This is a genomic window from Bradyrhizobium huanghuaihaiense (assembly GCF_007830635.1).
Lineage (GTDB): Bacteria > Pseudomonadota > Alphaproteobacteria > Rhizobiales > Xanthobacteraceae > Bradyrhizobium > Bradyrhizobium huanghuaihaiense.
This window is the reverse complement of sequence record NZ_VLLA01000017.1, coordinates 129,855-153,803: the sequence shown is the minus strand read 5'-3', so window position 1 is coordinate 153,803 and position 23,949 is coordinate 129,855. Positions and strand designations below refer to the sequence as shown.

22 protein-coding genes are annotated in these 23,949 nt (G+C 63.1%); 19 read left to right on the top strand and 3 right to left on the bottom strand.

The window, feature by feature from the left end:
• Positions 1 to 151 precede the first annotated feature (151 nt).
• The 11 genes from IQ16_RS29235 (at position 152) to IQ16_RS29185 (ending at position 12,565) form a co-directional block, all read left to right on the top strand.
• Positions 152 to 1,339 carry an ABC transporter substrate-binding protein gene (locus tag IQ16_RS29235; protein WP_026312001.1) on the top strand — a complete coding sequence of 396 codons (1,188 nt, stop codon included), beginning with the start codon at positions 152 to 154 and terminating at the stop codon, positions 1,337 to 1,339.
• A gap of 21 nt (positions 1,340 to 1,360) precedes the next feature.
• Positions 1,361 to 2,233, top strand: a complete 873-nt coding sequence (locus tag IQ16_RS29230) for a branched-chain amino acid ABC transporter permease (RefSeq protein ID WP_018643070.1) — start codon at positions 1,361 to 1,363, stop codon at positions 2,231 to 2,233.
• A gap of 45 nt (positions 2,234 to 2,278) precedes the next feature.
• Positions 2,279 to 3,265 carry a branched-chain amino acid ABC transporter permease gene (locus IQ16_RS29225; protein ID WP_018643069.1) on the top strand — a complete coding sequence of 329 codons (987 nt, stop codon included), beginning with the start codon at positions 2,279 to 2,281 and terminating at the stop codon, positions 3,263 to 3,265.
• Positions 3,262 to 4,032 carry an ABC transporter ATP-binding protein gene (locus IQ16_RS29220; protein ID WP_018643068.1) on the top strand — a complete coding sequence of 257 codons (771 nt, stop codon included), beginning with the start codon at positions 3,262 to 3,264 and terminating at the stop codon, positions 4,030 to 4,032. The genes IQ16_RS29225 and IQ16_RS29220 overlap by 4 nt, the downstream gene beginning before the upstream one ends.
• Positions 4,025 to 4,765: a branched-chain amino acid ABC transporter ATP-binding protein gene (locus tag IQ16_RS29215; protein ID WP_018643067.1), complete on the top strand. Its 741-nt coding sequence runs from the start codon at positions 4,025 to 4,027 to the stop codon at positions 4,763 to 4,765. Before IQ16_RS29220 ends, IQ16_RS29215 begins: the two co-directional genes overlap by 8 nt.
• Positions 4,766 to 4,825: 60 nt before the next feature.
• Positions 4,826 to 6,034, top strand: a complete 1,209-nt coding sequence (locus tag IQ16_RS29210) for an aspartate transaminase (RefSeq protein ID WP_020607882.1) — start codon at positions 4,826 to 4,828, stop codon at positions 6,032 to 6,034.
• 110 nt (positions 6,035 to 6,144) lie between these two features.
• Positions 6,145 to 7,083 carry a nitrogen assimilation transcriptional regulator NAC gene (nac, locus tag IQ16_RS29205; protein ID WP_018643065.1) on the top strand — a complete coding sequence of 313 codons (939 nt, stop codon included), beginning with the start codon at positions 6,145 to 6,147 and terminating at the stop codon, positions 7,081 to 7,083.
• 194 nt (positions 7,084 to 7,277) lie between these two features.
• A complete protein-coding gene (locus tag IQ16_RS29200; RefSeq protein ID WP_018643064.1) occupies positions 7,278 to 9,344 on the top strand; it encodes a hydantoinase/oxoprolinase family protein in 2,067 nt (688 codons plus the stop codon).
• Positions 9,345 to 9,357: 13 nt separating this feature from the next.
• The gene (locus tag IQ16_RS29195) at positions 9,358 to 11,040 is read left to right on the top strand and encodes a hydantoinase B/oxoprolinase family protein (protein WP_018643063.1); all 1,683 of its coding nucleotides are present in this window, start codon (positions 9,358 to 9,360) and stop codon (positions 11,038 to 11,040) included.
• A gap of 7 nt (positions 11,041 to 11,047) precedes the next feature.
• Positions 11,048 to 11,851 carry an SDR family NAD(P)-dependent oxidoreductase gene (locus IQ16_RS29190; RefSeq protein WP_018643062.1) on the top strand — a complete coding sequence of 268 codons (804 nt, stop codon included), beginning with the start codon at positions 11,048 to 11,050 and terminating at the stop codon, positions 11,849 to 11,851.
• Positions 11,852 to 11,863: 12 nt separating this feature from the next.
• On the top strand, positions 11,864 to 12,565 hold the full coding sequence (locus IQ16_RS29185) for an HpcH/HpaI aldolase family protein (protein WP_018643061.1): 702 nt from the start codon (positions 11,864 to 11,866) through the stop codon (positions 12,563 to 12,565).
• 62 nt (positions 12,566 to 12,627) lie between these two features.
• On the opposite strand, the gene IQ16_RS29180 is transcribed toward IQ16_RS29185, so the two are convergent.
• Entirely contained in the window at positions 12,628 to 13,503 is an 876-nt protein-coding gene (locus tag IQ16_RS29180; RefSeq protein WP_020607881.1) for a polysaccharide deacetylase family protein, read from the bottom strand.
• A gap of 5 nt (positions 13,504 to 13,508) precedes the next feature.
• Positions 13,509 to 14,615 (bottom strand): LLM class flavin-dependent oxidoreductase, encoded by a 1,107-nt coding sequence (locus tag IQ16_RS29175; protein ID WP_018643059.1) that lies wholly within the window; start codon positions 14,613 to 14,615, stop codon positions 13,509 to 13,511.
• Positions 14,616 to 14,789: 174 nt separating this feature from the next.
• Between IQ16_RS29175 and IQ16_RS29170 the strand changes: the two genes are divergently transcribed.
• The 8 genes from IQ16_RS29170 to IQ16_RS29135 all read left to right on the top strand — a co-directional run bounded on the left by IQ16_RS29170 (position 14,790) and on the right by IQ16_RS29135 (position 23,296).
• The gene (locus IQ16_RS29170) at positions 14,790 to 15,671 is read left to right on the top strand and encodes an FAD binding domain-containing protein (protein WP_018643058.1); all 882 of its coding nucleotides are present in this window, start codon (positions 14,790 to 14,792) and stop codon (positions 15,669 to 15,671) included.
• The gene (locus IQ16_RS29165; RefSeq protein WP_026312000.1) at positions 15,668 to 16,153 is read left to right on the top strand and encodes a (2Fe-2S)-binding protein; all 486 of its coding nucleotides are present in this window, start codon (positions 15,668 to 15,670) and stop codon (positions 16,151 to 16,153) included. Before IQ16_RS29170 ends, IQ16_RS29165 begins: the two co-directional genes overlap by 4 nt.
• The gene (locus tag IQ16_RS29160; RefSeq protein WP_018643056.1) at positions 16,150 to 18,543 is read left to right on the top strand and encodes a xanthine dehydrogenase family protein molybdopterin-binding subunit; all 2,394 of its coding nucleotides are present in this window, start codon (positions 16,150 to 16,152) and stop codon (positions 18,541 to 18,543) included. The genes IQ16_RS29165 and IQ16_RS29160 overlap by 4 nt, the downstream gene beginning before the upstream one ends.
• Before the next feature lie 68 nt (positions 18,544 to 18,611).
• On the top strand, positions 18,612 to 19,895 hold the full coding sequence (locus IQ16_RS29155; RefSeq protein WP_018643055.1) for an amino acid ABC transporter substrate-binding protein: 1,284 nt from the start codon (positions 18,612 to 18,614) through the stop codon (positions 19,893 to 19,895).
• Between the two features lie 99 nt (positions 19,896 to 19,994).
• The gene (locus IQ16_RS29150) at positions 19,995 to 20,876 is read left to right on the top strand and encodes a branched-chain amino acid ABC transporter permease (protein WP_020607880.1); all 882 of its coding nucleotides are present in this window, start codon (positions 19,995 to 19,997) and stop codon (positions 20,874 to 20,876) included.
• Positions 20,873 to 21,832 (top strand): branched-chain amino acid ABC transporter permease, encoded by a 960-nt coding sequence (locus IQ16_RS29145; protein ID WP_018643053.1) that lies wholly within the window; start codon positions 20,873 to 20,875, stop codon positions 21,830 to 21,832. Before IQ16_RS29150 ends, IQ16_RS29145 begins: the two co-directional genes overlap by 4 nt.
• Entirely contained in the window at positions 21,829 to 22,569 is a 741-nt protein-coding gene (locus IQ16_RS29140; protein ID WP_018643052.1) for an ABC transporter ATP-binding protein, read from the top strand. The genes IQ16_RS29145 and IQ16_RS29140 overlap by 4 nt, the downstream gene beginning before the upstream one ends.
• On the top strand, positions 22,559 to 23,296 hold the full coding sequence (locus tag IQ16_RS29135; protein WP_026311999.1) for an ABC transporter ATP-binding protein: 738 nt from the start codon (positions 22,559 to 22,561) through the stop codon (positions 23,294 to 23,296). Before IQ16_RS29140 ends, IQ16_RS29135 begins: the two co-directional genes overlap by 11 nt.
• Before the next feature lie 25 nt (positions 23,297 to 23,321).
• Here IQ16_RS29135 and IQ16_RS29130 read toward each other — a convergent pair whose 3' ends face one another.
• On the bottom strand, positions 23,322 to 23,948 hold the full coding sequence (locus IQ16_RS29130; protein ID WP_018643050.1) for an FMN-dependent NADH-azoreductase: 627 nt from the start codon (positions 23,946 to 23,948) through the stop codon (positions 23,322 to 23,324).
• Position 23,949 lies beyond the last annotated feature (1 nt).

The following is a 23,949-nucleotide window of genomic DNA, read 5'->3' as shown; positions in this document are numbered from 1 at the left end:
CGCTATGGCGGCAGAGGACAGTCGTGCTTCCCCTGTCATCGAACGTAAATCTATTTTTTACCGTCGGCCGCAGCAAAAAATTCCAAGGGCAAGACCACCGAAGTGGCAGAGTTCGCGGGCGCATCATTTTGTGGCAGCAACGGAGCGGGCAATGACGATCGAGTTGAGCCGACGGGCATTTTGTATCGGAACCGCTCTGGTTGGGCTCCAGGCCGTTTCCTCCGGTGCTTTCGCCGCGCGAAGTGAAGATGGAACGGTGAGGCTCGGCCTCGTCGCGCCGATGAGCGGCCCGAACGCCCGATATGGCGCCTTCTCGATGCGCGGTGCCCAGATGGCCGCGAAGGAGATCAACGACGCCGGCGGCGTCGGCGGACGCAAGATCAACGTCATGCCCGGGGACAGCCAGGGTACGCCGGTCGAAGGCGTTTCCGCGACCCGCCGTCTGATCGACCAGGACCAGGTCGACTTCATCATCGGCGACGTCTCGAGCTCGGTCACGCTGGCCATGCAGCCGGTCGTCGAGGACGCCGGCGTGCTTCTGCTCAATGCGGCCTCATCGAACCCGATGATCACCTACAAGGCGGGCGCCGGCGGCTTCAAATGGTCCTTCCGCAACTATCCGACCGACGAGAACCGCGCCCTCCTCGTGCTGCAATACGCCGCCGAGAAGAAGGGCTTCACCAAATACGCCGTGCTCTCGGTCGACAGCGACTACGGCCGCGCCGCCATTCAGTTCACCAAGAAGTACCTGCCGCGCTTCAAGAGCGCGATCCTGACGGAAGACTACTACAAGGAAGGCGAGGTGGATTTCCGCAGCGTGCTCGCCAAGATTCGCGACTCCGGCGCCCAGGCCATCATCATGTACGGCAATGCCGATTCCTCGCCCATCGTCGGGCGTCAGATGATGGAGGTTGGGATCGCAGGCAAGATCCCGCTGATCGGCAACGCCGAGTTCAATACGGCGAGCACCATCAAGGCGGCGCCGAAGGCGATGGAGGGGGCGATCGAGGCCGCAGCCTGGCTTCCGGCGTACGACTCTCCGAAGAGCAAGGCCTTCGTCGAAAAGTTCACCGCCGAATACCGCGAAGCTCCCAACAATCACGCTTACGTGCATTGGGAGACGGTGCATTTGCTCGCCAAGGCGATCGAGCAGGCCAAGAGCATCGATCGCGAGAAAGTCCGCGCCGCGCTCTCCGGCATTCATTATGATAGCGCGGTCGGCGAGGTCACCTTCGACGACCACAACCAGGCGCGGCTGCCGATGATTCTCCTCGAGATCGAGGGCGGCAAGCCCATGATCAAGGGAGCTTACAAGGCCGAGATCGACTATCCCAAGTAAGCCCGCGGAACGGTAGGCACCATGTTCTACACGATCACCGAGCAGGTCGTTAACGGCATCGTTTCCGGATCGGTCTACGCGATCGTTGCCGTGGGCATGACGATGATCTTCGGCGTCCTTCGCGCGATCAACTTCGCCCACGGCGAATACTACATGCTCGGGACCTTCGGGGCCTGGTTCGCGATCGACTATTTCGATCTGCCCTATCCGGTCGCGCTCGTGATCGGCGTGATTGCGACGGCGGTCATCGCGGTCGTCGTCGGTAACTTCGTGATGCAGCGGATCGTGGGAGCGCCGGCCGAGGCCGGCGTTCTCGCCACGCTCGGCGTCGCCCTGATCCTGCAGAACACGGTCATCCTGCTGTTCGGCGGCAGCTACAAGTTCTTCTCCGGCGGCTATATCGAGCCGGTGAGCGTCTTCGGCTTCACCCTGGCCGAACAGCGCATCCTCATCATCATCGTCGGCCTGGTGACCTTCGTCGGGCTCGAACTGATGGTGACGTACAGCCGGATGGGCAAGGCCATGCGCGCGGTCTCCCAGAACATCGAGTGCTGCGCGGTGGTCGGCATCGACGTTCGCCACATCGCACTGTGGACGTTCATCATCGGTGCCTGTCTTGCCGCGCTCTCGGGCGTGCTGACGGCGCCGGTGAACGTGAGCGTCTATGGCGGCATGGGCGAGCTGATCACCTTCAAGACGCTGCCGATCATCATCATGGGCGGGCTCGGCAACGTGCGCGGCACCTTCGTCGCCGCCATGATCCTCGGTATCGCTGAGAGCCTGGTTGCCACCTATGTCGGCCTGCAATTCCGCGACACGGTCGGCTTTGCGACCCTGATGCTGGTGCTGATGTGGCGTCCGCACGGGCTCTTTTCCGCGCAGGCGCGCTTCTAGATGCGGTGGTGAGGACAGGTGAGCGAGATCGCCCGAGAGCCGAACATGACGCCCGCTGAACTCACGGCAGCGACGACGGGACGGGATCTCCGCGTTCCCTTCGGCGTCGCGCTGGTGGCGCTGGCCTGTGCCGCGCCGCTGTTCCTCGGCAATTATCCGTTGCACGCGATGATCATCGCGCTGATCTTTCTTCTGCCGGCGCATGGGCTCAACCTGCTGCTCGGTTACACCGGGCTGCTGTCGCTCGCGCAGGCCGCGTTCTTCGGCATCGGCGCCTACACGTCCGCGCTGCTCGCGGTGCATTTCGGAACGCCCTTCTATGTAAACTTCCTGGCGGCGGGACTGATGGCCGGCGCCATCGCGCTGCCGCTCGGCATTCCGGCGCTGAGGCTGCGCGCGACCTCGTTCGTGATGTGCACGCTGGGCTTCGTCATCATCGGCCAGGCCATCGCCAAGAACTGGATCACCCTGACGCGCGGCGACATGGGCCTGGCGGCGATTCCAAAGCCTTGGTTTGCGCTGGGGCCGGCGTCGTTCACCGTCTCCGGCACGGTCGGCTTCTACTATCTGGTGCTTGCGATCGCCGCGATCGCCACGCTGGTCGCTTACCTCATCGTTCGTTCGCCGGCGGGGCGGAACATGATCGCGATCCGCGAAAACGAGACGCTCGCGGAATCCGTCGGCATTCCCACCTGGCACTACAAGCTGGTGGTCTTCATGATCAGCGCCGCCTTCGCCGGCCTCGGCGGCAGCCTCTATGCGCACTACCTCACCGTCGTCAGCCCGCTGACGTTCCAGATGTACTATTCGACGACGATGCTGATCATCGTGCTCGGCGGCGGCGCCGGGACCATTTCAGGCGTCATCTTCGGCAGCCTGCTGTTCGTTGGGCTGACGGAAGCGCTGCGCGTCGCGCCGGAGCTGCGCATGATCGCCTATGGCTTCTTCCTGCTCGGGCTGGTCTTCTGGTTCCCCAGCGGATTCGCGCCGCTCATCGGCCGCTTCTGGTCTTTCCTCGAGAGGCGCAAATGACCGGCCTTCCGATCCTCGACATCTCCGGCCTCTGCAAGTCCTATGGTGCCGTGCGCGCCGTCGACGGCGTCGATCTGCAGGTGGACCGCGGCGAGATCTGCGGGCTCATCGGCCCAAATGGTTCGGGCAAGTCGACCTTTTTCGATTGCGTGACGGGGCTTGCGAAGCCCAGCGCCGGCGCTGTGAAGCTCGACGGTCAGGACATCACCGGCTGGTCGCTGAACGACATCGCCCGTGAGGGCCGCATGCTGAGGTCATTCCAGAAGACCGTGGTGTTCTCCGCGCTCGATATCGAGGAGAACCTCGTCATCGCCGGCCAGATGTTCACCTTTCCGGGCATCTGGTCGACGTTCGGGATTGGATCGGCGGCGCGCAATCGCGTCGCGGCGCTGCGAGAGCGAGCGCGCGAGCTGATCAAGATCGCCGGCCTATGGGACGTGCGCTTCCAGCCGGCGGGCAAGCTGTCCGGCGGCCAGCAGAAGCTGATCCAGTTCGCCTCGATGCTGATGCCGGAGCCGAAGCTCATTCTGCTCGACGAGCCGATGGCCGGCATCAATCCCAAGCTGATCGAGCGGGTGGTCGAGAGCATCCGCCTCGCCAACACCTCCTTCGGCGTCAGTTTCCTCATCATCGAGCACAACATCGATGTGGTGACGAGCCTCTGCAGGCGCGTGGTCGTGCTCGACCAGGGCCGCAAGCTTGCTGAGGGCACGCCCGACGATATCGTCCAGAACCAGGCAGTGCGGGAGGCCTATCTCGGTGGCTGAACCCTCTCTCTCGATCAAGGGATTGCGCGCCGGCTACGGCTCGCTCGACATTCTCAACGGCGTCGATCTCGACGTCCCGCAGGGACAGTTCGTCGCGCTGATGGGACCGAACGGCGCGGGCAAGTCGACGCTGCTGAAGACGCTCTATGGGATGACAACCATCAAGGGCGGCAACATCAGCTGGCAGGGCAAGGATATCACGGCCCTGAAGTCGCGCGCGATCCTTGCAGAAGGCATCTCCTGGGTGCCGCAGGGACGCTGCAATTTCCCGGTGATGACGGTCGATGAAAATCTGCAGATGGCGGCCTATACGCTGCGCGACAGTCAAGTGAAAGCGGAGCGGGACTATGTCTACGATCTCTTCCCGATCCTGAAGACGCGTCGCAATACCTTGGCTGGAAACATGTCCGGTGGCGAGCAGCAATTACTGGAAGTGGCCATGGCCGTCCTGCAGCGGCCGAAGATCCTTCTGGTCGACGAGCCGTCCGTGGGCCTGTCGCCAAGCGCAATCGGCATCGTCTTCGACGAGCTGCTCCGCATCAACGCGACCGGTCAAACCATCTTGCTGGTCGAGCAGAACACCAAGAAGGCCATGGAGGTCGCCCAGCGCGCGGTGATCCTGCGCCTCGGCAAGGTGATCTGGGACGGCAGGCCTGCCGATATCACCCACGACGAGCTCGGCGAATTGTTCCTCACGGGCCGCATGCGCGGCGAAACCGAGGTCGAGCACTAGCAATCACGGCGTTCGCCGCGGACGAGCACCCACATATTCGAAACCTGAAGGACGACCAAAGTGACGATTTTCGTGCCGGCTGCGCGCGTCTCGCGCATCAAGATCTCTCCGACCACGGCGGCGTCCGCTCGCGTTCGCGAACTGAAGGCGGCGGGTCGCGACATCATCGACATGGCGATCGGCGAGCCGGATTTCGACACGCCCGATCACGTCAAGACGGCCGCGCATGAGGCGATCGATCGTGGCGAGACGAAATACACCGCGGTCAACGGTACCCTCGCCCTGCGGAAGGGGATCATAGCCGACTACAAGCGCCGCCTCGGCCTCGAATATGCCGACAACGAGATCTGCGTCGGTGGCGGCGCCAAGCAGATCCTGTTCCTGGCGCTGATGGCGAGCGTGGAGGAGGGGGCGGAGGTCATCATCCCCGCACCCTATTGGGTCTCCTATCCCGACATGGTGATCGCCAACGACGGCAAACCGGTCATCGTGCGCTGCTCGGAAAACCAGGGATTCAAACTGACTGCGGATGCCCTCGAGGCTGCCATCACTCCAAGGACGCGCTGGCTGATCCTCAATGCGCCCTCGAACCCGACAGGCGCGGCGTATTCTCGAGCGGACCTTCAGGCGCTCGGCGAGGTCCTGCTCCGCCATCCGAACGTGCTGGTGCTGTCCGACGACATCTATGACCAGATCTGGTATCGCGACGAGCCGGCGACCACGCTGGCGGCTGCCGTGCCCGCGCTGAGGGAGCGCATTCTGCTCACCAATGGCGTGTCCAAGACCTACGCCATGACCGGATGGCGGATTGGCTACGCGGCGGGTCCCGCGCCGCTGATCGCCGCCATCAACAAGCTGCAATCGCAGATGTCGTCATGTCCCTCGTCGATCAGCCAGGCTGCGGCCGCCCATGCGCTCGCGAGCGACCAGTCTTTCGTGCGGGACAGCGTCAAGCTCTACAAGGAGCGGCGCGACTATGCCTGCGCGCGGCTGAATGCGATTCCGGGTCTGTCATGTCTGGCGCCGGACGGGGCGTTCTATCTCTACCCCGGCTGCGCCGGTGTCATCGGCAAGACCACGCCGGATGGCAAGGTCATCGAGAACGATCTCGATTTCGTGCTCTATCTCCTGGATGGCGTCGGCGTGGCGGCCGTCCACGGCGCGGCTTACGGGCTCTCACCGTATTTCCGCCTGTCGATCGCGACCTCGATGGAAGCGATCAGGGAAGCCTGCGACCGTATCGAGAAGGCCTGCAAGGCACTGCGCTGAAGTGGCACCCGAAAACCGCCTGCTTGAGCAAGAATCTCATTGAAATCAATGTGCTAGATAAAGGATAGTGCTAATCTAGATTGTGTTTTCAGGGCTGGCATTCGACTGAGATGAGCGTCGATTTCAGAAAGCTGAAGAGCTTTGTCAAAGTCGTCGACGCCGGCAGCGTCTCGCGCGCCGCTGGCCTGTTGCGGACGGCGCAGCCCGCGCTGTCGCAGCAGATCGCTGCGCTCGAAAGTCATTTCAAGCACAAGCTGCTTCTGCGCAGCAATCACGGCATCGTCCCCACCGAAGCAGGGCTCATCCTCTACCGGCATGCCCAACTGCTGCTGAAGCAGATCGAGCAGGCGCAGATCGATATCGATCAATCGACCAAGGCGCTGGCTGGCCGCGTGTCGATCGGGCTGGCGACCTATTCGGCATCGAGCACGTTGTCGCTGCCGATCCTGAAGGAGATGTCTACGCTGCATCCCCAGATCATCGTCCATATCAACGACAGTTTCGGTCATGTGCTGAGCGAACTCATCATGACCGGCAAGATGGACATGGCCATGATCTATGGCTCCGGCCCCATCAAGGGCGTCAAGCTCCAGCCGTTGTTCCGGGAGGAACTGTATCTGGTCTCCCGGGCCGAGCAGGCGGGAAAGAAGCAGGGGGATGAGCCGCTGCCGCTGTCGGCGCTCGCCGACGTCAAGCTGCTGCTGCCGAGCCAGGGCCATTTCCTGCGGCGCCTGATCGATGAATCACTGGCGCGAGCGCGGGTGACGCCGAACGTCGTCTCGGAGATCGAATCCGTCTCGGCGCTTGGAGCGGCGGTCACGGAAGGGCTCGGCTCGACCATCCTGCCGGCTTCGGTGGCGGCAAGTGCATCCAGCTTCGAGGGCGTCGAGGTCCGGCGGCTCATTCGTCCCGCAATCGAAGCGACCGTTTCGCTGTGCGTGTCGGATCATCTGCCGCTCTCGGAGCCTGCACTGGCGACCCGATCGGTACTCCTCACGGTCGTGGAGAAGCTGATGCGCGGCCATCCGCAAGGCATCCGAGCCGTTTAGACGCCGATCGCCGCACGCCATAAGCAAAACCTATGGCGGCAGACCGGAGTTGTGTTGGCCAGCGGCAGGTGCATTTCCTACCGTCGAAGACATCGTCGAACCCGGCGTTCCCGATTTGAAGCTCGATCGCACGGTTCAGCAGGCAGCTCGAGAATCCTTCGTCATCCTGCACGGCGATCGCTTCGAGGAAAAAGATGGCCAAGCTCGCATTTGACACCGGGGGAACCTTTACCGATTTCGCGCTGCTCGACGACAACGGTGAATTGCATCTCCACAAGGTGCTGAGCACGCCCAACAATCCCGCCGAAGCCGTGGTCCGCGGCGTATCCGAACTGCTCGAGCAGTTTGGTGATGTCGTCGATCTCGACAAACTACAGGTGCTCGGCGCGACCACCGTGGTCACCAATGCCGTGCTGGAGCGAAAAGGCGTCAAGACCGGCTTCATCTCGACCGCCGGCTTCCAGGACATGCTGCGTATCCGCAACGAGGGGCGCTACGATCTCTACGACTTGAATTTGAAGTATCCCGATCCACTGGTCACGCGCGCGAACAGTTTTGGCGCGGTCGAGCGCATCTCCGCCGATGGCGAGGTCATCACGGCGCTGGAGGAGGAGACGGTCCGTGGGATCGCCGGCCGCCTGCGCGAGGAGGGCATCAAATCCGTCGCCGTCTGCCTGCTGCACGCCTACAAATATCCGACCCACGAGCAGCGCATCGCAGCGCTGCTGCGCGAGGAGGATCCTGATATCTTCGTCTCGCTGTCCTCCGAGGTCTGCCCGGAAGTGCGCGAGTTCGATCGCGCCTCGACCACTGTCGTCAACGCCTATACCCGGCCGCAGATGTCGGGACACGTCGCTCACCTCGAGCGCGAATTCGCCGTCAAGGGCATCGATCGCCAGGTGCTCTGGATGACGTCCTCGGGCGGACTCGTGCCGAGCAGCCGCGCTGCCGAGTTGCCGGTTCGCCTGATCGAGTCGGGGCCAGCCGCAGGCGCGGTTGCCGCCGCCGAGTTCGGTCGCATCGCCGGAGAGGGCAGCGTGCTGTCCTTCGACATGGGGGGCACCACGGCAAAGCTGTGCCTGATCCCGAACGGTGAACCGACGGTCGGCACCGATCTCGAAGTCGCGCACTATCACCGCTTCCGTAAGGGCTCGGGCTTCCCGCTCAAGATCCAGTCGATCCGCATGATCGAGATCGGCGCCGGCGGCGGCTCGATCGCGGCAAAGAACCCGCTCGGGCTGTTGGATGTCGGGCCGCGCTCGGCAGGGGCGATTCCGGGACCGGCGGCGTATCAGCGCGGTGGCACTGAGCCGACCGTCACCGACGCCGATATCCTGCTCGGCTACATGGGCACTGAATCCTTCGTCGGCGGCTCGTTCAAGGTCTCGAAGGATGCCGCGCTCGCGGCGATGACGAAGCTTGCATCCTCGCTCGACGTCAGCGTTCCCCGCTGCGCTTTCGGCATCCACGATCTCGTGAACGAATCCATGAGCAAGGCCGCGGCCGTGCACGCGACCGATCTCGGCGTCGATCCGCGCAGCCTGCCGATGGTCGCGTTTGGCGGCGCCGGGCCCGTGCACGCCTATGGCATCGCGCGCAAGCTCGGTATCAAGCGCATCATCTGCCCGACCGGCGCCGGTGTCACCTCGGCGATCGGCCTGCTGATCGCGCCGGTCGCCGTCGATCTGTCGGCGAGCTTTCCGATGCAGGTCGACAATTGGGATTTCGCCGCGATGGATCGCCTACTGGGAGATCTCGCTGCCCAGGGCGCTGAGGTCGTCCGTGCCGCGGGCGTCGCACCGGAGACCATCACCAACACTTACACCGTCGACATGCGTCACGTCGGCCAGGGCCACGAGATTACCGTCGCCCTGCCGAAGCGCAGCTTGCCGCCCAAGCAGTTCCACGAACAGCTGCTCGCCAATTTTTTCAAGCTCTACCGCGAGCTGTTCGGTCGGACCGTGGCAGGCTCGTCGGTCGAGGTGATCACCTGGCGCCTGCGCGCTGGCGGACAGAAGGATCAGGTGACCCGACCGCATACACGCCATGCCGCGCAGGCGAAGAAGGGGACCCGCCTGGTCTATTTCAGCGAGCGCGGCGACTTCGTCGAAACGCCGGTGTACGATCACTACAAATTGCCAGTGGATGAGGAGATCAGGGGGCCGGCCATCGTCGAGCAGCGCGAGTCCACTGCGGTGGTCGGACCGAGCGGCACCGCTCACGTCGATATCAACGGCAATCTCGTGATCAATATCGCCTGAGGACCACGTATCCATGTCCGTGAACGCTGCCGATTTCAACGACCCGATCAACCTCCAGGTGATGTGGAACAGGTTGATCTTCATCGCCGACCAGGCCGACATCGTGCTCGGCCGGACCGCGTTCTCGCCGATCGTGCGCGAGAACCACGACTATGTGACCGTGCTGCTGGATAGCCGAGGCCGCGCGCTCGCGCAGTGTACGTGGTCGATTCCGGTATTCATCACCTCGCTGCCGGTCGCAGCGCAGAAATACTTCCTGCCGAAGTTTCCCGCGGAGACGTTGCAGGAGGGCGACGTCCTTGCCACCAACGATCCGGAGATCGGCACCGGCCATCTTCCCGACGTGACGATGATCACGCCGATCTTCAAGAACGGCAAGGTCGTGGCCTATGCCGGCTCGATCGCGCATCTGCCTGACATCGGCGGCGCTCCCCTGCATTCGGAAGCCAGCGACATCTTCGAAGAGGGCATTCGCTTTCCGATCGTGAAGCTGCACAAGGCGGGCGTTCCCAACCAGGATGTGCTCGACATCATCGCTGCCTCCGTTCGCCTCCCGACCGAGGTGATGGGCGATCTCGAATCCATGGTCGCGGCCAACAACGTCATGGGGCGTGAGCTCCTGAAATTCCTCGATGAGTATGATCTCGACAGCATCGACGAACTCGCGGACGCCATCCATACGCGCTCCGAGGCCCAGACGCGAAAGGCCATTCGGCAGTGGCCGAACGGCACCTATTCTGCCGAGGTCCTGCTCGACGGCTATGACACCGACGTGAGACTCAAGGCATCCGTCATTGTGCGCGACGATTCCATCCACGTCGACTACGCCGGGACATCGGACCAGATCCTTCACTCGATCAATTGCCGCACCAATTACCGCTACGCCCATTCGGTCTATGCGCTGAAGTGCCTGCTCGATCCGGATACACCGAACAACGAGGGTTGCATCACCCCGATCACCGACGAGGCGCCGCTCGGCTCCATCCTCAATCCCCAGCAATGGACGGCGGGCAATTCGCGAAACCTGATCGGGCACGTCATTCCCTCGCTGATCTTCAAGGCGCTGGAGAGCGTGGTGCCCGACAAGGTCATGGGCGACAGTGGCGGCGCGCCGATCTGGGCCGCCAATTGCGTCGGTCGGCGCGACGATGGCTCGCAATATGGTTCCGTGCAGAATTTCCACGGCGGGCAGGGCGCGCGCGCTGAGTTCGACGGCCTCGACACGCTGAGCTTCCCGTCCAATTGCAGGGTCACCGCCATCGAGATGTTCGAGATAGCCGTGCCGGCGCTGGTCGAATGCAAGGAGCTGATTCCGGACTCCGGCGGCGCCGGCAAGAGCCGGGGCGGTCTCGGCCAGCACGTGGTGCTGCGCAATCTCGGCCGCAATCCGATGAATATCTATCTTGCCTCCGAACGGGTGCGTCATCCCTGCTTCGGTGTGGTCGGTGGTCAGTCCGGCAGCGCCGGCAAGGTGTATAAGAACGGCGAACCGCAATTTCCGAAGGGCAAGGTCGTCTTGAAGACCGGAGACCGCCTGGAAGTCGAGACGCCCGGTGGTGGTGGCTGGGGCAAGACGTCCGAACGCTCGGCTGCATCGATTGAGCTCGATCTTGCGGAGGGGTTGATTACGCCGCAGGCTGCCCGGCAGTTCTACGGATATCAACGCTCAAGCCTGGCGGCGACTGCCGCCGAATAGGTGAATCATGGGGCTGCTCGACGGAAAGATTGCGCTCGTCACGGGGGCTGGCACGGGGATCGGGCGTGAGACCGCGATCCTGCTCGCCCAGGAAGGTGCAACCGTTGTTCTGACCGGGCGGCGGATCGCGCCGCTTCAGCAGGTCGTGTCCGCGATCGAGAAAGCGGGTGGCAAAGCCGTCGCACACGCGCTCGACGTTGCCTCGCGCGAGGCGATCATTGAGACAGTTGCCTGGGTCAAAGGTAACGTCGGATCGATCGACATCCTCGTCAACAATGCCGGCAGCGCCAGCAAGGTGCTGAACGCGCGGTTCATCAGCGAGACCGAGTGGAACGCCACGGTCAACGTCAATCTCACGGCGGTATTCAATCTGACCCAGGCCGTGCTGGACGGCATGCTTGCCAGGAAGGACGGCACGATCATCACGGTCTCCTCGCTCGCGGTCGTCAATCCGAACCTGCTCGGCGGTGCCGCCTACGGCGCAGCCAAGGCCGGGGTGAAGAACTTCATGACCTTCCTGCACAACACGTTCCGCAATCAGGGCATCCGCGCGACGACGATCCTGCCGGGCGAGACGGACACGCCGATCATGGACAATCGCGCCCGCCCGCCATTGGACAGCGAACGCGCCGTGATGCTCAATCCGCACGACGTTGCACGCGCGGTGCTGCTTTGCGCGAGCCTGCAGAAGGGCGCCATGATTCCCGAGCTGCACATCTGCCCGACCTTTATGCGCGATACGTCCGCGGACATCGAGACGGCCCGCTGGGTCGGCGCGCCTGCCGGTCTTGCCGACAAGCCGAAGAGCTAGAGAGGATCTCCCATGAACGGAGCCAAGTTGCGCGAGCGCCTTGTCAAGGGCGAGGCGGTCACCATGTTCACGCCGCACCATGCCTCATCGGGACTGGCGGTGCGGCTGGTCGAGCTCGGCGCGGACGCCATCTTCGTCGATTGCGAGCACGGGACCTGGAGCTTCGAGGACCTGCGCGTGACCGCGCAGGCCATCCGCGGTGCCGGCGGCGCTGCGATCGTCCGCCCACATTCCCATGAGCGGCCCGTCCTGATCCGCTATCTCAACGCCGGCGCCGACGGCCTGATGGTGCCGATGGTCGATACCGCAGAGCAGGCGCGGGCCATCGTCGATGCGGTGCGCTACGCCTGTCCCGCCGACTACGAGAAGCGGCTTGTGATCTCCATGATCGAGACGCCGAACGCGATCGACGACATCGACGCGCTGCTGGCAGTCGAAGGCATCGATGTTTTCTTCATCGGGCCCGGCGACCTCTCGCAGAACATGGGCTATCCGCCGGCGCCGCCCTTCGGACAGCCACGGCCGCAAGCCGTCACCGAGCGGGTCGATCTTGCAGTCAGGAAGATCCGCGCCGCGGGCAAGATCGCCGGGACGCTCGTGACGTCTAACGAATTACCGTTCTGGCTCGAGCGGGGCGTCAAGTATTTCTACATCCATTCGGACCCGTTCCTGCGGATCGGTCTGGCCGGCATCAATAAAGCACTTGGGCGGTGATTTCAGCCCGGGCAGCGCACGCGGATGGCAATTCATCCCCGGCGACGGCAAATAGATCAGCGCTATTTCCCCGCCATCTCGGCGCGATACCAGTCGCCGATTTCGCTTGCGGTCATCAGGGCGACGCCATCATGGCAGATGACATGATCGAGCAGCGCCTCCAGATATTTGATCCGGTGCGGCACGCCGGTGATGTAAGGATGGATCGAGATCGCCATCACCCGCGCATTATCGGCGCCTTCGAGATAGAGGCGGTCGAACTGGTCGGTGCAGCGCTTCAAAAACTGCTCGGACGGCAAATGCTGCAGCGCATGGATGACAATGTCGTTGGTCTCCACCGAATAGGGGATGGTGGTGATTGTGCCGTGGGGCGTGGCGACATCCTGCGGCAAATCGTCGATCACCCAGTCCGCGACATATTCGATGCCGTTGAGGCGGAGCAGGTCCAGAGTTGCCTCGGTTTCGGTGAGGCCAGGGCTCTCCCATGAGCGCGGCGGCTTGCCGGCGAACTGGGCGATGGTGTCGACCGCGCGCTTGATCGCGTCGGCCTGGTCATCGAGCTTGTGCATCGGCCCCTGCAGGAAGCCGTGGCCCATGAACTCGAACCCGGCTTCCAGTGCGGCGGAGGCGACGCGGGGATAGGAGTTGCAGACATTGCCGTTGATCGCGAGCGTCACCGGGATGTTGCGCTCCGTGAGTGCCTTGAACTGGCGCCAGAAACCCGCGCGCATGCCGTATTCATGCCACGACCAGTTCGGCACGTCCGGCAACAGCGGCTGCCCCATCGGCGGCGACAGCACGCTACGAGGCATGGCGTTTTCGATCCGCCATTCCTCGACATTGAGGATGACCCAGACGGCGAGCCTCTTGCCGCCGGGCAGCTTGAGCTTCGGGCGGTCGACCTGCGCCAGATAGGGGATGCGATCGGAAAGGGCCATCGCGCTCAACCTGCGGCGTCGCGGCTTCGGGCAGAGGCCGCGTTCACGCGTGGCATGACCTGCTCGGCCATCAGGATCATGGAGCGGCGGCCGGCCTCGCGATCGCGCCAGTCCTTGCCGGCGTAGAGGAGCGTGCCGAAGGTGCCGACTTCCTCCTGGAAAGCCAGCAACTGGTCGGCGACGCTCTCCGGTGTGCCGTAAATAATGAGCTTTTCGCAGATCGACTCCAGCGTCACCTCATCGTCGGGCTGGTCGCGCCGGGTCTTGAACAGCTCGATGCGACCATTCCGCTTCAGCTTGGTGAAGAGCGAGCGATAGTAGTAGACGTAAGGTCCGTTAGGGTCGGTGGCGTAGGCCTTGGCGGTAGCGGCATCCTTGGCGACGAATACGCTTTTGGCCACGCGCCAGTTGGCGGGATCGGCCGGACGGCCGGCGCGCTCGCAGCCCTCGACATATTTCGGCCAGTGGCTCTTCACCCATGCCGGCATCAGGAAGTTGGCGGAAATCGGTTCCCAGCCGCGCGCGGCCGCCTCGGTGACGCCCTTGGAGAAGGGCGCGACGGCCGTGACCACGATCGGCGGGTGCGGACGCTGCAGTGGCTTTGCAATGAAGCCCTGACCGATGTCTTCGATCAGGGTCTTTTCGATCGAGATGTTCCAGTAATTGCCGGCAAGATTGTAGGGTGGCTTGCCCTCCCAGATTGCCAGGACCTGGTTAATCGCCTCCAGGAACATCGCATTGCGATCGGCCCCGAGATTGCCAAACAGCTCGGCGTCCGACAGCAGGCCGCCCGGGCTGATGCCGAAGATCAGCCGGCCGTCGAGCATGTGGTCGAGCATTGCGATGGAGGCGGCAATTGCAGCCGGATGGCTGTTCGGCATGTTGACCGTGCCGGTGCCGAGTTTGATCTGCTTGGTGGCGGCGGCAAGCCAGGCGATGAAAGCGACGCAGGACGTGATGTTTTCGGCGCGGTCGGTGACGTGCTCGCCGACATAGGCCTCCGAAAATCCGAGCTCGTCCGCCAGCAGGAAGGCTTCCCGATCCTCCTTCAGGGATTGCCGCCAATCCTTGTCCAGGGGATGGATCGGCATCGTGAAGAACCCAAGCTTCATGATTGCTGTGCCTCCCCGAGCTGTTTTTGTTGGCGGGAGCGTGCGTCGGCCGGTCGATCAAGGCAAGTCCGAAAGTCGAAAAGACTGCGAAATCTAGTCGCTTGACCTTCGAATAGTCCCACCCTCTAATCCCCTCAAAAGCAGAAAAGCAGTTCCGGGGAGGGGCTTGCCTGAATGAAAGCCGCGGCTTTCGCCTATGCACGCGCGACCAGCGTTGCCAATGCGCTGGAGCTGCTTGCCGTGCACGGAGAGAAAGCGAGGGTGCTTTCGGGCGGGCAAAGCCTGATCCCCGCGATGAATCTGCGGCTGGTTGCGCCGGAAGTAATCGTCGATATCGGCGATCTCGCCGAATTGCGCGGGATCGTGGTCAAGGGCGATACACTCGTCATGGGCGCGCTGACCCGGCATGCCGACCTCCTGAAATCATCCGACATTGTGAAATGCGCGCCGCTGCTCGGGGCGGCAGCGGCGCATGTCGCGCACCCCGCGATACGCAACCGGGGGACCATCGGCGGTAGCCTTGCGCAGGCCGATCCGGCATCCGAGCTGCCCGCCTGCATGCTGGCGCTGGGTGCGACGATCGTCGTACACGGCCCCGGCGGCGAACGGCGGATTGCTGCAGAGGATTTTTTCACCGGGATCTACGAGACGCAGCTCGCACCGCAGGATCTGCTGGTCGCCATCGAACTGCCAGTCGCCCGTACCGGCTCGGCGCATTTCTTCCAGGAGTTTGCGCGGCGGCACGGCGACTATGCGATCGTCGGCCTTGCGGCACAGGCAATGCTGCAGGGCGATCGGTTCGCCGACCTCCGGCTCGGCTATTTCGCCGTCGGCGACAAGCCCGTCCTGGCGAAGGCTGCCAGCAAACTGGCTGGCGCCACGATCACGCCCGCACTGCTGGCCGAGGCCTCCGACGCCCTTTCACATGAGCTTGATCCGCATGAGGATCAGCAGGCGACGCCGGCAATGCGCCGACATCTCGCAAGAGTGTTGCTGGCGCGCTGCGTCGCTTCGCTCCTGAACCGTCCCGATCTCAACATCGGAGGACGTTCGTGACGGCTCCAGTGGCGATCTCAGTTACGGTCAACGGCGAGCGCGTGGAGGCGCATGTCTTGCCGCGGCTCAATCTTGCGGATTTCCTGCGCGAACATCTGAAACTGACGGGCACGCATCTCGGATGTGAGCATGGTGTATGCGGAGCTTGCACGGTGCGCGTCGGCGGCGAGATTGTGCGCTCCTGCCTGATGCTGGCGGTGCAGGCGAATGGCGCCGCGGTCGAGACGATCGAGGGCCTATCCGACTCCGGCGAGATCGCCGATCTGCAGGCGGCGTTTCGCGACCGCAATGCGCTGCAATGCGGCTTCTGTACGCCGGGCATGCTGATGGCGGCGCAGGATCTGTTGCGCGAGAACCGAACGCCTGCGCGAGAGGAGATCCGCGAGCATCTCTCGGGCAATTACTGCCGCTGCACCGGCTATCACGCCATCATCGACGCGATCGAGACGACCGCGCGGGCGCGGATGGAGCTGAAGGCATGAGCTCGATCCGCAGCAATCCCCAACGGCTGTCGGTCCTGGACCGGCCGAACTCCTATATCGGCAAGACGGTGCCCCGGCCGAATCTCGACCGACTGCTGCAGGGCCGCGGCAGCTATGTCAGCGACATGGAGCTGCCGCGGATGGCGCATGTCGTGTTCTTGCGCTCGCCGTATGCGCACGCGGAGATCGTGAGCATCGACGCCGCCGCTGCAAGGCGGATGCCGGGCGTGATCGCGGTTGTTACGGGCAAAGAGCTTGCGGACGTCATCACGCCGTGGATCGGCGTGCTCTCCCATCTCAAGGGCCTCAAATCCGCACCACAATCGGCGATCGCAGTCGACCGGGTCTGCTGGCAGGGCGAGGCGGTGGCCGCTATCGTCGCGACGAGCCGGGCGGCGGCTGAGGATGCCGTGGAGCATGTTGGGGTCGAGTATAGGGAACTCGAAGCCGTCACCGACATGCGCACAGCGCTCGATCCGGCGACACCGGTCATTCACGCCTCGCTTGGCGACAATCTTGCGTTCGAGCGCATCCTCGACGCAGGCGCGGTGGATCAAGCCTTCGCCGGTTCCGATGCGGTGGTCGAGGCCGAATTCATCTTCGGCCGCCACACCGGCGTGACGCTGGAGCCGCGTTCGGTCGTTGCCGACTGGGATGCCGCGGAAGCGCGGCTCACGATCTATCAGGGCACGCAGGCCCCGCATATGGTGCAGAACATCGCGGCACTGCATCTAGGCTTGCGAGAGGCGCAGGTCCGCGTCGTCTGCAAGGATGTCGGCGGCTCGTTTGGCATCAAGGTGCACATCTACGCCGACGAGATGGCGACATACGCGCTGGCCAAGCTGTTGCGTCGGCCGATAAAATTCGTCGCCGACCGCGTCGAGAGTTTCAATACCGACATTCACGCCCGCGACCATCGCTGCAAGGGAAAGATCGGCGTCCAGCGCGATGGCACCATCACGGCGTTCGAGATCGACGATCTGACCGGCATCGGGCCTTATTCGATGTACCCGCGCACCAGCGCGATCGAGGCCAACCAGGTCGTCAACCTCGTCGGCGGCCCCTACACCACCAAGAACTATCGCGCACGTGCGCGGGTGGTGTTTCAGAACAAGAACGTGATGTGCCAGTACCGCGCAGTCGGCCATCCCATCGCCTGTTCGGTGACTGAGGGACTGGTCGATCTCGCCGCCATGAAGATCGGTATGGATCCGGTGGAAATCCGCCGCCGCAATCTCATTGCCGACGACGCCTATCCCTGTGCCTCGCCGTCGGGGCTGCGGTTCGAGCAGTTGTCGCACCATGCGTCGCTGGCGAAGATCGTCGAGATGATGAATTATGAGGCGCTGCGCGCCGAGCAGGCGGCCTTGCGAAAGCAGGGCATTCATCGCGGCATCGGCATCGCGAGCTTTATCGAAGTTACCAATCCCAGCGCCGCGTTCTATGGCGTCGGAGGGGCCAAGATTTCGTCCCAGGATGGCGTGGCGGTGCGGCTGGATGCGCAAGGTTCGGTGATCTGCCAGACCAGCATCACAGAGCAGGGGCAGGGCTCGCAGTCGCTCACGGCGCAGATCGTGGGCAGCGTCCTCGGCGTTTCCATGGATCGCGTCCGCGTCATCCTCGGTGATACCGACATGACGCCCTACGGCGGCGGCACGTGGGCTTCGCGCGGCGCCGGCATTGGCGGCGAGGCGGCGTTGCAGGCGACGAAGATCTTGCGCAAGAATATCCTCGATGTGGCCGCTGTCATTCTGCAATCGACCCCGGCCGAACTCGATATCATCGACAATGCCGTGGTCAATGTCAGCGACGGTGCGCGGCGCATCGAACTCGACGAGCTTGCGCGCATCGTCTATTTCCGTCCCGACACCCTACCACCGGGCATCCAGCCCGAACCGATGGCGACAAGGCACTATGTGCCCCGTGACTATCCTTTCGCCTTCACAAATGGCGTTCAAGCCGCCTGGGTCGAAGTCGATACCGACACCGGCTTCGTCAAGTTGCTCAAGCACTGGGTGGTCGAGGATTGCGGCACCATCATCAATCCGCAGCTGGTCGATGAGCAGATCAGGGGCGGGGTGGTGCAGGGGCTTGGTGCGGCGCTGTTTGAAAAGTGCGTCTATGACGACCGGGGACAGCTGACCAATGCCAACATGGCCGATTACCTGGTGCCGATGTCCGGCGAAATGCCTGACATCGACGTGGGCCACGTTGTCTCGCCGACGCGCGAGTCCGAGCTAGGCGCCAAGGGCGCGGGCGAGGCCGGTACTGCAGGCGCGGCGGCGGCGGTGGCCAACGCGGTCAATGATGCGCTCAAACCGTTCGGGACAATGATCACCGAGATTCCCCTGACACCGCAGGTCATCCTGTCGGCCTTGGGACGGATCTGACGAGGGACGCCGCCACAACACCAGTACAATTACACCAAGCAACAACGACCCAGGGGAGAGAACTGCCAATGTCGAAGAAGGTCTCCAAGCCAGGATCGATTTCCCGCCGCCGCCTGCTGGCGACCGCCGGCGCGGCGCTTGCCGCCACGCCGCTCGGCGCCAAGTTGGTGCGGGCGCAGCAGACGCCGATCAGGATCGGCATGAGCATGCCGCAAACCGGCGGTCTCGCAGGCGGCGGCAAGGCCTCGCTGCTCGGCATCGAGATCTGGCGCGACGACGTCAACGCCAAGGGCGGGCTGCTCGGAGGCCGCAAGATCGAACTTGTCGTCTATGACGACAAGTCCAGCGCGTCGGAGACGCCGGCGATCTATTCGAAGCTGATCGATGTCGACAAGGTTGACCTCCTGTTCGCGCCCTATGCGACCGTGCCGACGGCGCCGATCATGCCGATGGTCAAGCAGCGTGGGCTTCTGCTGATGGGTAACTTCTCCTTCCAGGTCAACAGCAAAGTCGGCCATGACATGTGGTTCAACAATGCGCCCTGGGGGCCGGCTGACAGCTGGGCGACCTCGTTCCTCGATATCGGTCAGAGGGCCGGCGGCAAATCCATGGCGTTGCTGGCCGCCGACCAGGAATTCGCGCAGAATCTGGCGAAGACCGCGCGTGAAGTCGCAGCGAAGCGCAACCTGCCGATGGTATTCGACCAGGCCTATCCGCCGAACACGGTGGAGTTCTCCAGCATCATCCGCGCGCTCAAGGCGGCCAAGCCCGACATCGTCTATATCGCGTCTTATCCGCCGGACTCGGCGGGCATTCTGCGTGCCGTGAACGAGATCGGGATCGGCGACAATGTCAAGGTTTTCGGCGGCGGTATGGTCGGCCTGCAGTTCGGCGCCGTGATGGAGAATATGGGTTCGCTACTCAACGGAGTCGTGAACTACAACACATGGCTGCCCGAAAAGAGCATGTATTTCGAGGGGACCAAGGAGTTCTTCGACAAGTACACGAAACGTGCCGTCGAAGCCAAGATCGATCCGCTCGGCTATTATCTGGCGCCGTTCGGCTATGCCAGCGGCCAGCTCATCGCGCAGGCCATCAACGCGGTGGGATCGCTGGAGCAGAAGGCACTTGCAAAATATCTGCGCGAAAACACGCACAAGACCATCGTCGGTCCGATCGCGTTTTCGCCTGACGGCGAGCGCAAGGAAACCGCGGTGCTGCAGGCCCAGTTCCGCGGCGTCGTTGACAAGAACATGGAGCAGTTCCGCAGCTCGGGCAAGCAGGTGATCCTGTTCCCGGAGAACCTGAAATCCGGCGAGTTGATCGCTCCGTTTGAGGCCGCGCGGAAATAAGTCGAGGCGGCAAGGGAAAGATCGTCCCCGGCGGGGATCGGATACCCCGGCACGAGTTGATCGGGGAAGCGGGCCAAGGCGGGTCAAGGGGGACCTCAATTGTTTTCATTTGATCTCCTGCTCGATGCGGTGGTGATCGGGGTGCTGCTAGGCTGCTTTTACGGCGCGGTCAGCCTCGGATTGTCCGTGTCGTTCGGCCTGCTCGACGTTCCCCATGTGGCGCATCCGGCGTTTCTGGTTCTGGCGTCGTACGCGGTGTATTTCCTTAACGAGCATTACGCCGTTGATCCCCTGGTCGCGGGGCTCCTGATCACGCCGGTATTCTTTCTGCTCGGGCTCGTGGCCTATCGCTTGTATTACGAAACGTTCGAGAAGCGAGGCAGCGACGCCGCCGTGCGCGGCATCGCCTTCTTCTTCGGCGTCGCCTTCATCATTGAAGTGTTGATCATCCTGCAATTCGGTGTCGATCAACGCTCCGTCACCGCCGATTATATCGGCAGGGCCTGGCGGCTCGGCGATATCCGCATTCCGTACCGGCTCCTGGTCGCCTTTGCCGTCGCAACCGCACTGACCGTCCTGCTCACACTGTATTTGTCGCGGACCTTCATGGGACGCGCCATTCGCGCGGTCGCGCAGGACCAGGAGGCGTTACGGTTGATGGGCGCCAACCCGATCAAGATCAAGCAGTGGGCATTCGGCATCGCCACCGCTGTGCTCGGGATCGCCGGCGCCCTGCTCATCATCGTCGCCCCTGTCGATCCGACGCTCGACCGTGCCTATATCGGGCGCACATTCTGCGTCGTTGTGATGGCGGGGCTCGGCAGCATGGGCGGCACGCTCGTCGCCGCCATCATTCTCGGTGTCGCCGAGACGATTGTGCTCACCATGTTCGGCGCCTCCTGGGCGCCGGCGATTTCCTTTGCGATGTTGCTCGGCGTTCTTGCCGTACGGCCGCAGGGCCTGTTTGGCAGGCGATCATGACACGCAACAGCATTGCTTTCTGGACCGGATCGACCGTCTTTCTCGTCGCCGTCTTTGTGATGACACAGGTCGTCGGCAACCAGTATCCGTTCTTTGCCGGTTACGTGATCCTGCAGTTCATCGCGCTTGCCGTGGCATGGAGCATCCTTGGTGGATATGCAGGTTATGTGAATTTCGGCACCAGCGCGTTCTTCGGCGTTGGCGTCTATGCCGCGGTATTCCTGGTCAAGGCCTTTGGCGCGCCGCTTCCCCTGCAGATCCTGGCTGGCGCCGCGATCGGTGCACTCATGGGGTTTGCGCTCGGTCTCCTGACGCTTCGCATGCAGGGCATTTTTTTCTCGATCGCGACGATTGCGCTGACGATCATCATCGAGACGACGATAACGAACTGGCGATACGTCGGTGGAGCTGCGGGCATCCAGATCCAACGGCCGGCGGTGACGGCGCCATTCGACAACTATGTGCAGATGCTGTTCTTCGTTCAGGCCCTTCTCGTGGTGCTGGCGGTTGCGATCTCGCGCTACATCCAGAACTCTTGGATCGGCCGCGGCCTGCAGGCGCTGAGGGACGACGAACTTGCGGCCGAATGCACGGGCGTGCCGACCTTGCGATTGAAGCTGCTCGCCTGTGTGATCTCAGGGGCGCTGATGTGTGCCGTCGGCGCGCCGGCGGCGATGTACTTGCAATATGCGGACCCCGCGTCCGCGTTCAATCTCAACTACTCGGTCACGACACTCGCGATGTCTCTGATCGGCGGAACCGCGCATTGGTCCGGGCCGATCATCGGCGCGATCCTGCTAGGCACAACGCAGCAATTGCTGACGGTAACGATCTCGTCGGAAGTCAACGTGCTGGTGCTGGGTTTGATGCTGGTGCTGTTCGTCGTGGGCGCCCCGGAGGGTATCATCGGCCTGATCCGCAAGCTGCGCGGCGACCGCAAGGAGGGTGAAGTATGACGCTCTCCGACACCCGGTCGCCCCTGCTGCGGATTTCGTCGCTCACCAAGCGTTTCGGCGGGTTCACGGCACTCCATGATGTCAGCGTCGACATTCGGCCCGGCGAGCGGTTCGGCCTGATCGGCCCGAACGGCTCGGGCAAGACCACGCTGATCAACTGCATTTCCGGCGCGTTTCGCACCGAACCCGGCACGGTCCTGTTTCGTGACGAGGACATCGCACTGCTGCAGCCGCACGTGCGCACGCGCCGCGGTATCGCTCGGAGCTTCCAGATCCCGCGACCGTTCAGGAGCATGACGGTCGCTGAAAATCTCATGGTCGCGCTCGATTTTGCCGCGCACGAGCACGTCTCGGCGGCGCAGCGGCGAGACAGCATGATGTCGATCCTCGATCAAATGGGCCTCGGCCCGAAAGCCAACGTCTCGGCCACGCAGCTTAGTCAGGTGGAATTGCGCAAGATGGAACTCGCACGCGCGATGGCGACGCATCCGAAGCTCCTGATTTCGGACGAGGCCATGGCAGGCCTCTCCAGCTCGGAAGTCGACGAAGTGCTTGATCTGCTGCTCAGCCTTGCAAGCCGGGACATCACCATCATCATGATCGAGCATATCATGCAGGCCGTGATGCGCTTCTCCGAACGCGTCATGTGTCTTGACGCCGGCCGAATCATTGCGATCGGATCGCCATCCGAAGTCATGGCCGACCAGCGCGTACAGGAGGCTTACCTTGGCACTTAGCCTTGCCATCAATGATCTTGATGCAGATTATGGCGCGGTGAAGGCGTTGCGCGGCGCTTCGCTCCGTGTCGAGGCCGGCGAAACCGTTGCCTTGCTCGGCACCAACGGCAACGGCAAGAGCACGCTGATGAAGTGCATCGCGGGCCTGGTGAGGCCGCAACGCGGCGCCATATCGCTTACAATCGACGGAGCGGCGCACGACCTGTCCCGCCTTTCGACCGAAGACATTGTCGAGCTCGGCGTAGCGATGGTTCCGGAGGGGCGGCGTTTGTTTCCCCGGCTGACCGTGCTCGAGAACCTGATGCTCGGCGCGTTCCGCAAGGCAGCCAGGCGCAGTATCGACCGTAATCTTGCGATCGTTTTTGAAGCATTTCCCGTCCTCAAGGAGCGGCAGGCGCAACTCGCGGGCACGATGTCGGGCGGACAACAGCAGATGCTGGCGATTGGGCGCGCCCTGATGTCGTCACCACGCTTGTTGTTGGTCGACGAACCTTCGGTGGGTCTCTCGCCGCTACTGGTCTCGCAGACCATCACCAAGATCGGCGAGCTCAATCAAAACCTCGGTCTGACGGTGCTGATGGCGGAGCAGAACTTCAATCAGGCGATCCGGATCGCGAGCCGCGGCTATATCATTGTACATGGTGAAATCGTCGTGGCGGCCGCTTCGGTCGATGAATTGAGAGGCAACGATATCGTCAAGCGGCTCTATCTTGGTGGCGCCACGTGATTTGCTCACTGAGGCGCCGAAATGCCTAGAAGGTCGCGGCCATTGCAGCAAGGCGCTGATAGGCCCTTTCACGGGCAGAATCGATCGGCTGCTGCGGTCCCGTGGTTGGACCGATCGGCACGAAACGGACATCGCTGATTCCGATAAAGCGCAGGATCTCCCGCAGGTAGGGCGTTGCCATGTCGCTGCGGCCACGGTTCATGCCGGTGGCGAAGTCGCTGCCGCTGGCGATGATCACCAGCGTCGGTCGGTCCTTCAGCAGCGGAGAATATCCCAGCGACGGATCGAAGCGAAAGGTGAGCCCGGGCTGGACGATGATGTCGAACCACTGCTTGAGCTTGTAGGGGATGCCGAAGTTCCACATCGGGGTCGAGATCAGGACCCGATCGGCGAGCGAGAAGCGCAGCGCCATCCGCTCGGCCTCGGCAAAGCTCTCGCGTTGCGCCTCGGTGAAGGCCTGAGCCTTCATGCGGGCATATTTGGCGTCGACGATGGGGCCCGTGAACTCCGGCATCCGCTCACGCCAGATGTCCACGACATCGACGTCCCAATCCGGCCGGGCTTGGCGGAAGCCGTCAAGAAAGACGCGTGCGCCGGCATTCGACTCGGACTCGGCACGGGGCGAGCAGGACAGATGCAGGAGCTTCGCCACG

Bases quoted from the DNA above. Each gene is read 5' to 3' on its own strand.
- IQ16_RS29195 (WP_018643063.1), top strand. From the start codon at position 9,358: ATGTCCGTGAACGCTGCCGATTTCAACGACCCGATCAACCTCCAGGTG.
- IQ16_RS29185 (WP_018643061.1), top strand. From the start codon at position 11,864: ATGAACGGAGCCAAGTTGCGCGAGCGCCTTGTCAAGGGCGAGGCGGTC.
- nac (WP_018643065.1), top strand. From the start codon at position 6,145: ATGAGCGTCGATTTCAGAAAGCTGAAGAGCTTTGTCAAAGTCGTCGAC.
- IQ16_RS29235 (WP_026312001.1), top strand. From the start codon at position 152: ATGACGATCGAGTTGAGCCGACGGGCATTTTGTATCGGAACCGCTCTG.
- IQ16_RS29145 (WP_018643053.1), top strand. From the start codon at position 20,873: ATGACACGCAACAGCATTGCTTTCTGGACCGGATCGACCGTCTTTCTC.
- IQ16_RS29220 (WP_018643068.1), top strand. From the start codon at position 3,262: ATGACCGGCCTTCCGATCCTCGACATCTCCGGCCTCTGCAAGTCCTAT.
- IQ16_RS29175 (WP_018643059.1), bottom strand. From the start codon at position 14,615: ATGAAGCTTGGGTTCTTCACGATGCCGATCCATCCCCTGGACAAGGAT.
- IQ16_RS29200 (WP_018643064.1), top strand. From the start codon at position 7,278: ATGGCCAAGCTCGCATTTGACACCGGGGGAACCTTTACCGATTTCGCG.
- IQ16_RS29140 (WP_018643052.1), top strand. From the start codon at position 21,829: ATGACGCTCTCCGACACCCGGTCGCCCCTGCTGCGGATTTCGTCGCTC.
- IQ16_RS29155 (WP_018643055.1), top strand. From the start codon at position 18,612: ATGTCGAAGAAGGTCTCCAAGCCAGGATCGATTTCCCGCCGCCGCCTG.
- IQ16_RS29230 (WP_018643070.1), top strand. From the start codon at position 1,361: ATGTTCTACACGATCACCGAGCAGGTCGTTAACGGCATCGTTTCCGGA.
- IQ16_RS29225 (WP_018643069.1), top strand. From the start codon at position 2,279: ATGACGCCCGCTGAACTCACGGCAGCGACGACGGGACGGGATCTCCGC.
- IQ16_RS29160 (WP_018643056.1), top strand. From the start codon at position 16,150: ATGAGCTCGATCCGCAGCAATCCCCAACGGCTGTCGGTCCTGGACCGG.
- IQ16_RS29190 (WP_018643062.1), top strand. From the start codon at position 11,048: ATGGGGCTGCTCGACGGAAAGATTGCGCTCGTCACGGGGGCTGGCACG.
- IQ16_RS29180 (WP_020607881.1), bottom strand. From the start codon at position 13,503: ATGGCCCTTTCCGATCGCATCCCCTATCTGGCGCAGGTCGACCGCCCG.
- IQ16_RS29170 (WP_018643058.1), top strand. From the start codon at position 14,790: ATGAAAGCCGCGGCTTTCGCCTATGCACGCGCGACCAGCGTTGCCAAT.